The sequence below is a fragment of the Agromyces sp. P1_H4 genome, assembly GCF_056405255.1.
This window is the reverse complement of sequence record NZ_JBFUCL010000066.1, coordinates 1-13,307: the sequence shown is the minus strand read 5'-3', so window position 1 is coordinate 13,307 and position 13,307 is coordinate 1. Positions and strand designations below refer to the sequence as shown.

Genomic DNA, 13,307 nt, shown 5'->3' with positions numbered 1-13,307 from the left:
GCGCCGCCGCGTCTGTCCCTTCCGTCCTGCGGACCGGGGAGCCAGGCCGTCGCGGGTTGCGAACGGGTCCCGCGACGCGCCCGGTTCGCCGGGTGCTCCCCGGCCCGCAGCATCCGTTCTCTCAACAACTCAAGATCCTCGTACTCGCAGGTGTCATATAGCGGACACCCTGCCGAAAGGAATCCACAGTGCTGATCGCACAGCGCCCGACGCTCACCGAAGAGAACATCTCGGAGTTCCGTTCGCGTTTCGTGATCGAGCCCCTCGAGCCGGGCTTCGGTTACACCCTGGGCAACTCGCTCCGTCGCACCCTCCTCTCCTCGATCCCCGGCGCAGCCGTGACGAGCATCCGCATCGACGGCGTGCTCCACGAGTTCTCGACCGTTCCGGGCGTGAAGGAGGATGTCACCGAGATCATCCTCAACATCAAGAACCTCGTCGTCTCGAGCGAGCACGACGAGCCCATCACCGCCTACCTGCGCAAGCAGGGCGCCGGTGAGGTCACGGCCGCTGACATCTCCGCTCCGGCCGGTGTCGAGGTGCACAACCCCGAGCTCGTGATCGCCACGCTCAACGACTCGGCGAAGTTCGAGCTCGAGCTCACGATCGAGCGCGGCCGCGGCTACGTGTCGGCCAGCCAGAACCGCAACGAGTACTCCGAGGCGGGCCAGATCCCGGTCGACTCGATCTACTCGCCGGTGCTCAAGGTCACCTACCGCGTCGAGGCCACCCGTGCCGGCGAGCGCACCGACTTCGACCGCCTCGTGGTCGACGTCGAGTCGAAGCCGGCCATCACCCCGCGCGACGCCATCGCCTCGGCGGGTCGCACGCTCACCGAGCTGTTCGGCCTCGCCCGCGAGCTGAACGTCGCGGCCGAGGGCATCGAGATCGGCCCCGCGCCGGTCGACGCCGTGCTCTCCAGCGAGCTCTCGATCCCCATCGAGGACCTCGACCTGTCGGTGCGGAGCTACAACTGCCTGAAGCGCGAGGGCATCAACACGGTGTCGGAGCTCGTCGCCCTCTCGGAGTCGCAGCTCATGAACATCCGCAACTTCGGCCAGAAGTCGGTGGATGAGGTCAAGGACAAGCTCACCGAGATGGGTCTTTCCCTGAAGGACTCCGTGCCCGGATTCGACGGCGCCCACTTCTACACGGGCTTCGACGACGAGAACTAGTCGACCGCCCGCCGTACTGACACCCCACCACTGGAGATAACGAACCATGCCGAAGCCCACCAAGGGCCCCCGCCTCGGAGGCGGACCCGCGCACGAGCGGCTCCTGCTCGCGAACCTCGCCGCAGCGCTCTTCACGCACAAGCGCATCACCACCACCGAGACCAAGGCCAAGCGCCTGCGTCCCCTCGCCGAGCGTCTCGTGACGTTCGCGAAGCGCGGTGACCTGCACGCCCGCCGTCGCGTCCTCGGCGTGATCGGCGACAAGGCCGTCGTGCACGAGCTGTTCGCGATCATCGCGCCGCAGGTCGCCGACCGCCAGGGCGGCTACACCCGCATCACGAAGATCGGCAACCRCAAGGGCGACAACGCGCCCATGGCGGTCATCGAGCTCGTGCTCGAGCCCGTGACCCCGAAGCAGCGCGCCGCCAAGCCGGCCGCCGCTCCGGCCGCCGACGAGGCTCCCGCCGCCGAGCCCGAGGTCGAGTCGACCGACGAGGTCGTGACCGAGGCCGAGGCCGCGGTCGACGAGGCCGCCGGCGCCGAGGCGTCCGAGGAGTCGACCGAGGAGCCCGCCGAGGTCAAGTAGCCTCGCAACGCTCGAGAACGGCCCCGGTGCACTGCACCGGGGCCGTTCGTCGTCCCGGCCGAGCGTCGCTCTAGGCTGGTCGTATGCCCGAGTACGAGACCGTCGTCGACGAGACGGATGCCGCGGCATCCGTCGTGCGCGTGCGCCTCGGCATCGCCTACGACGGCACCGACTTCAACGGCTGGAGCCGGCAGCCGGGCCTCCGCACCGTGCAGGGCGTGCTCGAGGAGGCGCTCGGGACGCTCTTCCGCCGCACGGGCGCCGTGCCGCGGCTCACCGTCGCCGGACGCACCGATGCGGGCGTGCACGCCCTCGGCCAGGTCGCCCACCTCGACGTGCCGGAGGCGGCGCTCGCCGCGGTCGCGCGACCGCGACGAGGCCAAGACGAGGATGCCACGCCCGAGCAGACGCTGGCCCGCCGCCTCACGGGCATCCTGGGTGCCGACGCCGATGTCGTGGTCACCCACGCCGAGTGCGCTCCGGCCGGGTTCGACGCGCGCTTCTCCGCGATCTGGCGGCGCTATGAGTACCGCATCGCCGACGCAGCCTCCCAACGCGATCCCCTCGCACGGCGACGCACCGCCGGCCGTCCGAAGCGCCTCGACGAGCGGGCGATGGATGCCGCTGCCGCCTCGCTCGTGGGCCTGCACGACTTCGCGGCGTTCTGCCGCCCGCGCGAGGGCGCGACCACCATCCGCACCCTACAGGCCTACCGGTGGACGCGCTMGTCGGACGGCGTGCTCGTGGCCTCCCTCCAGGCGGACGCCTTCTGCCACTCGATGGTTCGCGCGCTCGTCGGCGCGTGCGTCGCGGTGGGGGAGGGGCGGCTCGACCAGGCACAACCCGAGGCGCTGCTGCACGCGGCCGAACGCACGAGCGCGTTCACGGTCATGCCGGCCAAGGGCCTCGTGTTGACCGAGGTCGGCTATCCCGACGACGCGGAGCTCGAAGCGCGGGCCGCGCAGACGCGGCGACGTCGCGAATTGCATGCCGAGGGCGTCGTCGGCTAAGCTATCTCTTTGGTGCCGCCATCTGCGCCGGCACCCGAAGATGAGCCCTCCACCAGGGCGTTCGCTCGCATCGCGGGCGAACTCCCCCCGGAGTGGGATTCACGAACCCCTCTCTCGACCAGAAAGCAGCACTTCCGTGACGCGCACCTACACTCCCAAGTCGAACGAGATCCAGCGTGACTGGGTCGTCATCGACGCCACCGACATCGTGCTCGGCCGCCTCGCCAGCCACTCGGCTGCGCTCCTGCGCGGCAAGCACAAGGCGATCTTCGCGAACCACGTCGACACCGGTGACTTCGTCATCATCGTGAACGCCGACAAGGTGGCCCTCACCGGCCAGAAGCTCGAGCAGAAGAAGGCCTACCGCCACTCGGGGTACCCGGGCGGCCTGAAGGCCGTCAGCTACGCCGAGCTCCTCGAGAAGAACCCCGTCCGGGCCGTCGAGAAGGCGATCCGCGGCATGCTCCCGAAGAACTCCCTCGGTCGCGCCCAGCTCAAGAAGCTCAAGGTCTACGCCGGCCCCGAGCACCCCCACGCGGCGCAGCAGCCCAAGCCGTACACCCTCACCCAGGTCGCCCAGTAACTCCCGGCACCCTCGACGTTCTCGAAATAAGGATTCACACCAAAATGGCGAAGATCGCAGACCAGATCGAAGCGGCTCCCGAGAGCTACACGACCGAGAGCACCCCCTCGGCCGCACCCACCACCCCCCGCCCCGTGCTCAACGTGTCGGGCGCGGCCGTCGGTCGTCGCAAGCAGGCCATCGCCCGCGTGCGCATCGCCCCCGGCGCCGGCGGCATCACGGTCAACGGCCGTGAGTTCGCGGACTACTTCCCGAACAAGCTGCACCAGCAGCTCATCACCGACCCGTTCACCGTGCTCGAGCTCTCCGGCTCGTACGACGTGATCGCCCGCATCACCGGCGGCGGCCCCTCGGGCCAGGCCGGTGCGCTGCGCCTCGCGATCGCCCGTGCGCTCAACGAGATCGACCGCGAGAACAACCGCGCGACCCTGAAGAAGGCCGGCTTCCTCACTCGTGACGCCCGCGTCATCGAGCGCAAGAAGGCCGGTCTCAAGAAGGCCCGCAAGGCGCCTCAGTTCTCGAAGCGCTGATCCGGGTCTCCGGCTCTCCGAATGCCTCGGCTCTTCGGAACCGACGGGGTCCGGGGCCTCGCCAACCGTGATCTCACGGCTGACCTGGCCCTGGGCCTCGCCCAGGCGGCTGCCGCCGTCCTCACGCGGGGGCGGCACGCCGACGAACTGCGCGCCACCGGCCGACGGCCCGTCGCCGTGGTCGCGCGCGACCCCCGCGTCTCGGGCGAGTTCCTCATCGCGGCGGTCGCGGCCGGGCTCGCCAGCTCCGGGGTCGACGTGCTCGACGCCGGGGTCATCCCGACACCGGCGACCGCGTTCCTGATCGACTCGATCGGCGCGGACTTCGGCGTGATGATCTCCGCCTCGCACAACCCCGCCCCCGACAACGGCATCAAGTTCTTCTCGTTCGGCGGCACGAAGCTCCCCGACGAGGTCGAGGACCGTATCGAGTCCCACCTCGGCAAGCCGAAGCTTGCCCCCGTCGGCGACGGCGTCGGCCGCATCCGCCGCTTCTCCGACGCCGAGGACCGCTACGTGGTCCACCTGCTCGGCACCCTTCCCAACCGCCTCGACGGCCTGCACGTCGTGCTCGACTGCGCCCACGGTGCCGCCGCCGGCGTCTCGCCGGAGACCTTCCGCGATGCGGGCGCGACCGTCACCGTGATCGGCGCCGACCCCGACGGCATGAACATCAACGACGGTGTCGGCTCCACCCATCTCGGCCTGCTCCAGGCGGCGGTGCGAGAGCACGGCGCCGACCTCGGCATCGCCCATGACGGCGACGCCGACCGCTGCCTCGCCRTCGATGCCGACGGCAACGTGGTCGACGGCGACCAGATCATGGCGATCCTGGCCGTCTCGATGCACGAGCGCGGTACCCTCACCGACGACACGCTCGTCGTCACCGTGATGTCGAACCTCGGGCTGCGGCGGGCGATGGCGGAGCGCGGCATCCGGGTCATCGAGACGAAGGTCGGCGATCGCTACGTGCTCGAAGCGCTCGCAGCCGAGAAGCTCGCCCTGGGCGGCGAGCAGTCGGGCCACGTCATCATGACCGAGTTCGCCACGACGGGCGACGGGGTGCTGACCGGACTGCACCTGGCCGCCGAGATGGCCCGCACGGGGCGTACCCTCGCCGAGCTGGCGTCGGTCATGACCGTGTACCCCCAGGTGCTCGTGAACGTGCGCGGGGTCGACCACCATGGCCTCCACGACGACGCGCAGGTCGCGGCGGCGGTCGCGGCCGCGGAGGCCGAGCTCGGCGACACGGGTCGCGTGCTGCTGCGCCCGTCCGGCACCGAGCCGATGGTCCGCGTCATGGTCGAGGCGGCCGACCAGGGCACGGCCGAGCGCCACGCCGCCGCACTGGCCGAGGTCGTGCGCGAGCGACTCACGGTCTGACGCCGCGGCCGCTCACGCGGCCGGCTGAACGGGCTTCRCCCGGCCTGGTCAGAGCTTGCGGAGCAGCACGCTCGACACGGTGTGGTCGGCGCTCTTGCGGAGCACCAGCGACGCCCGCGAGCGGGTCGGCCGGATGTTCTGCAGGAGGTTCGGCTCGTTGATCGACCGCCAGATGTCGCCCGCCCGCTGGCGCGCCTCGGCCTCGGTCAGGCTCGCGTACCGGTGGAAGTAGGAGCGCGGGTTCGAGAACGCGCCGCGCTGCAGCTTGAGGAAGCGCTCCTCGTACCAGCGCGCGATGTCGCTCGTGCGCGCGTCGACGTAGATGCTGAAGTCGAAGAGGTCGCTGACGGCGAGGCGATGCCCCGGCCCGGGCGGCTGCAGCACGTTGAGGCCCTCGATGATGAGCACGTCGGGACGGCGCACGGTGACCTGCGCGTCGGGGACGATGTCGTAGGCGAGGTGGGAGTAGAACGGGGCCCGCACCTCAGCGGCGCCGGCCTTGACCTCGCTGACGAACCGCAGGAGCGCCCGTCGGTCGTACGACTCGGGGAAGCCCTTGCGTGCCATGAGGCCGCGACGCTCGAGCTCGGCGTTGGGGAACAGGAAGCCGTCGGTGGTCACGAGCTCGACGCGCGGCGTGTGCTCCCACCGGGCGAGCAGTTCGCGGAGGAGCCGCGCGATCGTCGACTTGCCCACCGCGACCGACCCCGCCACGCCGATCACGAAGGGCGTCGCTTCGACGCGTTCGCGAAGGAACTCGCTCGTCACGTCGTGGAGCGACTTCGTACCGCCGACGTAGAGGTTGAGCAGGCGGCTCAGCGGCAGGTACACCTCGGCGACCTCGCGCAGGTCGAGCGGCTCGCCGAGTCCGCGCAGCTGGACGATCTCGGTCTCGCGCAGCGGCGAGGGGATCGAGGGGGCGAGCGCGGCCCAGTCCGCCCGGCCGAGTTCGATGAAGGGCGAGATCTGCGCGACGTGCGACGACGGGCTCTGCGGATCCAGCACCGTGTCAGTCTAGTGTCGGGCCCGTCCGGGCTCGGGCGGTGACGGATCTGTCCAGGAGCCCGCCAGTAGAATCGCCCCTATGTGTGGAATCGTCGGGTATGTCGGAGAGCGCAACAGCCTCGACGTGCTCATGGCTGGTCTCAGCCGACTGGAATATCGCGGATACGACTCGGCGGGAGTCGCGATCGTCGATGACGACGGCGTCATCGAGACCGCCAAGCGCGCGGGCAAGCTGCAGGTGCTCGCCGACGACCTCGAGGCGTCGCCGCTGCACCGCGGCGGCACCGGCATCGGCCACACCCGTTGGGCGACGCACGGCGGACCGACCGATCGGAACGCGCATCCGCACCTCGGCGACGAGGGCCGGCTCGCCCTCATCCACAACGGCATCATCGAGAACTTCTCCGAGCTGAAGGACGAGCTCCTCGCCGAGGGCTATGTCTTCGAGAGCGAGACCGACACCGAGGTCGCTGCCGTACTACTCGGCCGTGAGTACCGCCGTGTCGGCGAGCTCACCGAGGCGTTCCGCGCGACCGTGTCGCGCCTCGACGGGGCGTTCACGCTGCTGGCCGTGCACCGCGACCAGCCCGGTGTGGTCGTCGGCGCCCGACGCAACTCGCCCCTCGTCATCGGCCTCGGCGACGGCGAGAACTTCCTGGGCTCTGATGTCGCCGCCTTCGTCGAGTTCACGAAGCGCGCCGTGGCCATCGGCCAGGACCAGATCGTCACCATCACCGCCGACGGCGTCACGGTCACCGACTTCGCGGGCGAGCCCGTCGAGGTGGAGCCGTTCGACGTGGCGTGGGACGCATCCGCCGCCGAGAAGGGCGGCTGGTCCTCGTTCATGCGCAAGGAGGTGTCGGAGCAGCCCGACGCGGTGGCGAACACGCTGCGCGGTCGCATCAGCGAGGGACAGGTGCACATTCCCGAGCTCGCGTCCTTCGGAGACGAGGAGCTTCGCGCCATCCGTCGCATCACCGTGATCGCCTGCGGCACGGCGGCCTACGCCGGCATGGTCGCGAAGTACGCCATCGAGCAGTGGGCCAGGGTTCCCGTCGAGGTCGAGCTCAGTCACGAGTTCCGCTACCGCGAGCCCGTGCTCGACGAGGGCACGCTGGTGGTCTCCATCAGCCAATCGGGTGAGACCATGGACACGCTCATGGCGGTGAAGTACGCCCGCGAGATGGGGGCGCGCACGATCTCGATCTGCAACACCCAGGGGGCGACGATCCCGCGCGAGTCCGACGCCGTCGTCTACACGCACGCCGGCCCCGAGGTCGCCGTCGCCTCGACGAAGGCCTTCGTCGCGCAGATCGCCGCGCTCTACCTGTTCGGCCTGCACCTGGCGCGAGTGCGCGGCACGCTGACCGACGAGGAGCTTGGCGTGCAGCTCGCCGAGCTGCAGGCGGTACCCGAGAAGCTCGCGACCGTGTTGGGCCAGGCCGAGCGGGTCGGGCAACTGGCGCGCTGGATGGCCGACACCCGGTCCGTGCTGTTCCTCGGGCGTCATGTGGGCTATCCGATCGCGCTGGAGGGTGCGCTGAAGCTCAAGGAGCTCGCGTACATCCACGCCGAGGGCTTCGCCGCCGGCGAGCTGAAGCACGGCCCCATCGCCCTCATCGAGCCCGGCCAGCCGGTCTTCGTGGTGGTGCCCAGCCCGCGCGGCTCGGCGAACCTGCACCCGAAGGTCGTGTCGAACATCCAGGAGATCCGTGCCCGCGGCGCCCGAGTGATCGCCATCGCCGAGGCGGGCGACGCCGCCGTGCTGCCGTTCGCCGATGAGGTCATCCGGATCCCGCTCGCCGCTCCGCTCTTCGAGCCGCTCCTCGCGGTCGTGCCGCTGCAGGTCTTCGCGATGGAGCTCGCACAGGCGAAGGGCCTCGACGTCGACCAGCCCCGCAACCTCGCGAAGTCCGTGACGGTGGAATGACCCGGGAGCAGGAGGCGCCGTGATCGTCGGCATCGGCATCGACGTGGTCGACATCGCTCGGTTCGAGCGCTCGATCACCCGCACGCCGGCGCTCGTCGAGCGACTGTTCGCCGAGAGCGAACGCGACCGGCCGGCGCGGTCGCTCGCCGCGCGGTTCGCGGCGAAGGAGTCGCTCATCAAGGCGCTCGGCGGCCACGCCGTCATCCGGTGGCATGAGATGCGGGTGGTGCAGGACGCGGACGGCAACCCCGACTTCGCCCTGTCGGGCGACCTCGCCGAGCACGTCCGTCGCCTCGGCATCGACCACGTGCACCTCTCGATGAGCCACGATGCGGGCATCGCCAGCGCGTTCGTGGTGCTCGAGTCCGCTGGTGGCGGTTCGCGATGACGGCGATCGCCGAGTCGGCGCCGGATGCCGCGGCGCGGCCGTTCCGCGAGGCCGTCGTCGACCTCGGCGCGGTCGAGCACAACGTACGCGTCCTGGCTGACCGTGTGGCACCCGCCGAGGTGATGGCCGTGGTCAAGGCGAACGCCTACGGCCACGGTGCCGTCGCCTGCGCGCGGGCCGCGCTCGCCGGAGGGGCGGCGCGCCTCGGCGTCGCCGACCTCGATGAGGCGCTCGAACTCCGGGACGCGGGCATCGAGGCGCCGATCCTCGCCTGGCTCCACGACCCCGAGGCGGACTTCGGGCGCGCGGTCGCCGCCGACGTGGAGATCGGCGTGTCGAGCGCCGAGCAGCTCGAGCGCGCCGCCGCCGCGGGTCCCGCCCGCGTGCACCTGAAGATCGACACCGGCCTCAGCCGCAACGGCGTGCCCGAGTCCGAGTGGCACGAGGTCGTCGCTCGTGCCGCCGAGCTCGAGCACGCGGGCGCGATGAGCGTCGTGGGCATCTTCAGCCACTTCGCGAACACCTCTCGCGACGTGGATGCCGCGCAGCTCGCCGTCTTCGAGCGGGCGCTCGCCGAAGCCGAACGAGCCGGCCTGCGACCGGACGTGCGGCACATCGCGTCGTCCGAGCAGGCCATCCGCGACCCGCGGTCGCGCTACCAGCTCGTGCGCATCGGCATCGGCACCTACGGGCTCACGCCGTTCGGCGACGGCACGACCGCCGCGGACCTCGGACTCACCCCGGCCATGACGCTGCGCACGCGCGTGGCGGCGGTCCGCCGCGTCGAGGAGGGTGCCGGCGCCTCGTACGCGCACATCTGGCACGCCGAGCGTCCGACGACCCTCGCGCTCGTGCCGCTCGGCTACGCGGACGGAATCCCGCGCCATGCCTCGGGCGGCGGCGCCGAGGTGCTGATCGGCGGCACGCGCCGACCGGTGGTCGGCCGGATCGCCATGGACCAGTTCGTCGTCGACGTCGGCGACGATGCGATCTCGGTCGGCGACGAAGTCGTAGTCTTCGGCGACCCCGCGACCGGCGCGCCCACCGCCGACGAGTGGGCGGCGGCATCCGGCACCATCGGCTACGAGATCGTCACCCGCATCGGTCCTCGCGTCGGCCGCACCTACCTGGGCGCGGCGCCGGGCGAGGCCGCGTGATGGAGGTGCACGCCCCGGACGCCGACGCGATGGAGGCGTTCGGCCGCGAGCTCGCCGCCGACCTCCGCGCGGGCGACCTCGTGCTCCTGACCGGCCCGCTCGGCGCGGGCAAGACGACCCTCACGCGCGGCATCGGCGATGGCCTCGGCGTCCGGGGCCCGGTGCAGAGCCCGACGTTCGTGCTGGCACGCACCCACCCGAACCTGGCCGGCGGTCCGTCGCTCGTGCACGTCGACGCCTACCGGCTCGGCAGCGCAGCCCTGCTCGACGACCTCGACCTCGACTTCGACCACGCGGTCGTGGTGGTCGAGTGGGGTGCCGGGCTCCTCGACGACGCCGGCGAGTCGTGGCTCGAGGTCGTCATCGAGCGACCCACCGGTGCGGCGGGCGACGGCACGGGTGTCGGTGACGCCACGGATGCCGCCGACGCGGAGCTCCTCGGCGCCGATGAGCCGCGCGTGCTCGACGTCCGGGGGTACGGGCCCCGCTGGGCCGGAACCCGGTTCGCGGTCGGCCGGTAGGCTGGAACCATGCTGCTCGCGATCGACACGTCGACGGGCACGAGTGTCGCCGTCGTCGACCGCGACCGCGGGGTGATCGCCGAGACGGGCACCGACGACACGATGCGGCATGCCGAGGTCGTCGGCGGGTTCATCCGCGAGGCGATGGATGCCGCGGGCGTGCGCCCGGGCGACCTCTCCGGCGTCGCCGGCGGCATGGGGCCGGGGCCGTTCACGGGCCTTCGGGTCGGCATCGCCGCTGCGCACGCCTTCGCGGTGGGAATCCGCCGCCCCTTCGTGCCTGTACCGAGCCACGATGCGGTCGCCTGGGCCTGGTACCGCGCAGGGGGCGCCGGACGCCTCCAGGTCGTGACCGACGCCCGCCGCCGGGAGTTCGCGGTCTCCGACTACGACGGGCTCGACCCCGACGGACTCCCGCGCCGCGCCGGTGGCCCGGCGCTGAGCCCGCGCGACGCGGTTCCGCAGACGCCGGGCACTCGCCTCGACGCGCACCTCGTTCCCGCCAGCGGGATCGGCATGCTGGCCGAGCTGGCGTTCGCGGCCCGGCGCCTGCCGCTGGCCGATGACGTGCCGCTCTACCTCCGTGCGCCCGACGTGACGCCCTCGGCCGGCAAGCGGGTGCTGCAGTGAGCGTGTTCATGCGCCGGGCGAAGCTCCACGACCTCGACGCGATCATGCGGCTCGAGCGCGAGACCTTCGTGAACGACGCGTGGCCCGAGGCCGCCATGCGCCGCGAGCTCGAGGGGCCGCACGGCTACTACCTCGTCGCGGTCGACGAGGACGAGGAGGAACCCGAGCGCCGCCTGCTGGGCTACGCGGGACTGCTCGCGCCGTCGGGCAGCGGCCAGGGCGACATCCAGACCATCGCGGTCGCGCGGTTCGCGCGTGGGATCGGCCTCGGCCGTGGCCTGATGCACGCGCTCATCACGCAGGCCCGCCGCCGCCACGTCGCGGAGCTCTTCCTCGAAGTGCGTGCCGACAACCCGATCGCCCGCTCGCTCTACGAGTCGCTCGGATTCGTCGAGATCGGCGTGCGCCGGGGCTACTACCAGCCCGACAACGTCGACGCGATCGCCATGCGCCTGCAGGTCCCGGCCGCGGTGACCGGGCCCGCGGCATCCGGAGCGTCATCGGGCACCGCCGATGGGGGTGTCGCGTGAACCGCGAGGCGCCGCTCGTGCTCGGCATCGAGACGTCCTGCGACGAGACCGGCATCGGCATCGTGCGCGGCACCACGCTCCTCGCCAATGTCATCGCCTCCTCAATGGAGGAGCACGCGCGCTACGGCGGCGTGGTTCCCGAGGTCGCGGCACGCGCGCACCTCGAGGCGCTGGGGCCGACGATCGCGGCGGCGCTCGCCGAGGCCGAGGTCGAGCTCGCCGATGTGGACGCGGTGGCCGTCACGAGCGGTCCGGGGCTCGCCGGCGCGCTCATGGTCGGCGTCGGCGCGGCCAAGGCGCTCTCGCTCGCGCTCGAGAAGCCGATCTACGCCGTGAACCATCTCGTCGGCCACGTCGGCGCCGACCTCCTCGACGACGAGGCGCCGCTCGAGACCCCGACCGTGGCGCTGCTCGTCTCGGGAGGCCACACGTCGCTCCTCCTCGTGCGTGACCTGGTCGCCGATGTCGAGCTGCTCGGCGAGACCATCGACGACGCCGCGGGCGAGGCCTTCGACAAGGTCGCGCGCCTGCTCGGCCTGCCCTACCCCGGCGGCCCCGAGATCGACCGCGCGGCGCTCGGAGGCGATCCCACGGCGATCCGCTTCCCCCGTGGGCTCACCCTGCCCAAGGACCTCGTGGCGCATCGCTACGACTTCAGCTTCTCGGGGCTGAAGACGGCGGTGGCCCGCTGGGTCGAGCAACGCGAGGCGGCCGGTGAGCCCGTGCCCGTCGCCGACGTGGCCGCGAGCTTCCGGGAGGCCGTCGTCGACGTGCTGGTCGGCAAGGCCGTCGCCGCGTGCAACGACCTGGGCGTGCCGCGCCTGCTCCTCGGGGGCGGGGTCGTGGCGAACGCGCGACTCCGCGAGGTGGCCGAGCAGCGGGCGGATGCCGCGGGCATCGCGCTGCGGGTCCCGCCGCTGTCGCTCTGCACCGACAACGGCGCCATGATCGCCGCCCTGGGCGCTCAACTCATCATGGCGGGCCATGCTCCGTCGCAGCTCGGCTTCGGTGCCGACTCGACGCTGCCGGTCACCGACATCCAGGTCTGACCGGGCGGCTTCGAAGGCTGCGCTCCGCCTGCCCACCGCGCTAGTGTGTGAAACGGAGACCGCGGTGCCGTGAGGCGAGCGCCGCCGCGCCGCCGCAGCGGCGTGTGGAACATCCGATCCGCAGCATCGAGGGGAACACCGACCGTGACCGATCCGAACATTCCCGAGCAGCCGGGCACTCCCGTGCCCCCGCCGCCGCCCCCGTCGKGGCCCGCCCCGGCCTACGGTGCGGTCCCGCCGGCGACGCCCGCCCCGTCGTACCCGCAGCCCGCCACGGCGTACGGCCAGCCGCCGGCCACCAAGACGAACACGTTGGCGATCGTCTCGCTCGTCGCGTCGATCGCCGGCATCGTGATCCTGTGGGGCATCGGCTCCATCGCCGCGGTGATCTGCGGGCACATCTCGCTGAGCCAGATCAAGAAGACCGGCGAGCAGGGGCGCGGCATGGCCCTCGCCGGCCTCATCATCGGCTACGCCGGCATCGTCCTGGCCATCATCGGCGTGATCGTCGCGGTCGCGCTGAGCGCGTGGCTCGTCACCTACTACGGCACGACAGGCGACCTTCAGTACTGAGCAGTCGCGGCATCCGCACCACCGATCGAGAAGGACGTACTCATGAGTGACCCCAGGAACCCCGACGAGCCGACCGTGCCGGCGGAGCCGGCGGTGCCGGTCGAGCCCACCGAACCCGTGGTGCCCCCGGCGCCGGTGGAGCCCACGGCTCCGTCGGAGCCCGAGCCCACGTTCCCGGCGCCCGAGGAGCCGACCGCCCCGGGCATGCCGTCCGCGCCCGAGGCGCCGCCCTTGGCGCCCGGCGCGCCGTCGGCACC

General features: G+C 71.7%; 15 protein-coding genes and 1 pseudogene. 15 read left to right on the top strand and 1 reads right to left on the bottom strand.

The window, feature by feature from the left end; translation table 11 throughout:
- The first annotated feature begins 188 nt into the window (after positions 1–188).
- From AC1DY2_RS06415 to glmM, 6 genes are all read left to right on the top strand, one after another.
- Entirely contained in the window at positions 189–1,175 is a 987-nt protein-coding gene (locus AC1DY2_RS06415; protein ID WP_130353495.1) for a DNA-directed RNA polymerase subunit alpha, read from the top strand.
- A gap of 46 nt (positions 1,176–1,221) precedes the next feature.
- Entirely contained in the window at positions 1,222–1,761 is a 540-nt protein-coding gene (gene rplQ, locus AC1DY2_RS06410) for a 50S ribosomal protein L17 (protein WP_476761659.1), read from the top strand.
- Positions 1,762–1,844: 83 nt separating this feature from the next.
- Positions 1,845–2,771: a tRNA pseudouridine(38-40) synthase TruA gene (gene truA / locus AC1DY2_RS06405; RefSeq protein ID WP_476761658.1), complete on the top strand. Its 927-nt coding sequence runs from the start codon at positions 1,845–1,847 to the stop codon at positions 2,769–2,771.
- Between the two features lie 136 nt (positions 2,772–2,907).
- Positions 2,908–3,354 carry a 50S ribosomal protein L13 gene (gene rplM, locus AC1DY2_RS06400; protein ID WP_309977353.1) on the top strand — a complete coding sequence of 149 codons (447 nt, stop codon included), beginning with the start codon at positions 2,908–2,910 and terminating at the stop codon, positions 3,352–3,354.
- A gap of 44 nt (positions 3,355–3,398) precedes the next feature.
- Positions 3,399–3,884, top strand: coding sequence for a 30S ribosomal protein S9 (gene rpsI, locus AC1DY2_RS06395; RefSeq protein WP_159606543.1), 486 nt, complete (start codon positions 3,399–3,401; stop codon positions 3,882–3,884).
- 21 nt (positions 3,885–3,905) lie between these two features.
- Positions 3,906–5,267 carry a phosphoglucosamine mutase gene (gene glmM / locus AC1DY2_RS06390; RefSeq protein ID WP_476761657.1) on the top strand — a complete coding sequence of 454 codons (1,362 nt, stop codon included), beginning with the start codon at positions 3,906–3,908 and terminating at the stop codon, positions 5,265–5,267.
- A gap of 48 nt (positions 5,268–5,315) precedes the next feature.
- Here glmM and coaA read toward each other — a convergent pair whose 3' ends face one another.
- On the bottom strand, positions 5,316–6,272 hold the full coding sequence (coaA, locus tag AC1DY2_RS06385) for a type I pantothenate kinase (protein WP_476761656.1): 957 nt from the start codon (positions 6,270–6,272) through the stop codon (positions 5,316–5,318).
- 79 nt (positions 6,273–6,351) lie between these two features.
- Between coaA and glmS the strand changes: the two genes are divergently transcribed.
- From glmS to AC1DY2_RS06340, 9 genes and pseudogenes are all read left to right on the top strand, one after another.
- Positions 6,352–8,202, top strand: coding sequence for a glutamine--fructose-6-phosphate transaminase (isomerizing) (gene glmS / locus AC1DY2_RS06380; RefSeq protein ID WP_476761655.1), 1,851 nt, complete (start codon positions 6,352–6,354; stop codon positions 8,200–8,202).
- A 19-nt stretch (positions 8,203–8,221) separates the two neighbouring features.
- On the top strand, positions 8,222–8,590 hold the full coding sequence (locus AC1DY2_RS06375) for a holo-ACP synthase (protein WP_476761654.1): 369 nt from the start codon (positions 8,222–8,224) through the stop codon (positions 8,588–8,590).
- Positions 8,587–9,747 (top strand): alanine racemase, encoded by a 1,161-nt coding sequence (alr, locus tag AC1DY2_RS06370; protein ID WP_476761653.1) that lies wholly within the window; start codon positions 8,587–8,589, stop codon positions 9,745–9,747. Before AC1DY2_RS06375 ends, alr begins: the two co-directional genes overlap by 4 nt.
- The gene (tsaE, locus tag AC1DY2_RS06365; protein WP_476761652.1) at positions 9,747–10,268 is read left to right on the top strand and encodes a tRNA (adenosine(37)-N6)-threonylcarbamoyltransferase complex ATPase subunit type 1 TsaE; all 522 of its coding nucleotides are present in this window, start codon (positions 9,747–9,749) and stop codon (positions 10,266–10,268) included. Before alr ends, tsaE begins: the two co-directional genes overlap by 1 nt.
- 9 nt (positions 10,269–10,277) lie before the next feature.
- Entirely contained in the window at positions 10,278–10,898 is a 621-nt protein-coding gene (gene tsaB / locus AC1DY2_RS06360; protein ID WP_476761651.1) for a tRNA (adenosine(37)-N6)-threonylcarbamoyltransferase complex dimerization subunit type 1 TsaB, read from the top strand.
- A complete protein-coding gene (rimI, locus tag AC1DY2_RS06355; RefSeq protein ID WP_476761650.1) occupies positions 10,895–11,428 on the top strand; it encodes a ribosomal protein S18-alanine N-acetyltransferase in 534 nt (177 codons plus the stop codon). Before tsaB ends, rimI begins: the two co-directional genes overlap by 4 nt.
- Positions 11,425–12,477 (top strand): tRNA (adenosine(37)-N6)-threonylcarbamoyltransferase complex transferase subunit TsaD, encoded by a 1,053-nt coding sequence (tsaD, locus tag AC1DY2_RS06350; RefSeq protein ID WP_476761649.1) that lies wholly within the window; start codon positions 11,425–11,427, stop codon positions 12,475–12,477. Before rimI ends, tsaD begins: the two co-directional genes overlap by 4 nt.
- A gap of 144 nt (positions 12,478–12,621) precedes the next feature.
- The gene (locus tag AC1DY2_RS06345; protein ID WP_476761648.1) at positions 12,622–13,050 is read left to right on the top strand and encodes a DUF4190 domain-containing protein; all 429 of its coding nucleotides are present in this window, start codon (positions 12,622–12,624) and stop codon (positions 13,048–13,050) included.
- 42 nt (positions 13,051–13,092) lie between these two features.
- Positions 13,093–13,307, top strand: a pseudogene (locus AC1DY2_RS06340) (2-oxoglutarate dehydrogenase, E2 component, dihydrolipoamide succinyltransferase); the annotation flags it as partial.

Excerpts from the sequence above, each read along its gene's own strand:
- rpsI (WP_159606543.1), top strand. The coding sequence starts at position 3,399 with ATGGCGAAGATCGCAGACCAGATCGAAGCGGCTCCCGAGAGCTACACG.
- glmS (WP_476761655.1), top strand. The coding sequence starts at position 6,352 with ATGTGTGGAATCGTCGGGTATGTCGGAGAGCGCAACAGCCTCGACGTG.
- alr (WP_476761653.1), top strand. The coding sequence starts at position 8,587 with ATGACGGCGATCGCCGAGTCGGCGCCGGATGCCGCGGCGCGGCCGTTC.
- tsaE (WP_476761652.1), top strand. The coding sequence starts at position 9,747 with ATGGAGGTGCACGCCCCGGACGCCGACGCGATGGAGGCGTTCGGCCGC.
- tsaB (WP_476761651.1), top strand. The coding sequence starts at position 10,278 with ATGCTGCTCGCGATCGACACGTCGACGGGCACGAGTGTCGCCGTCGTC.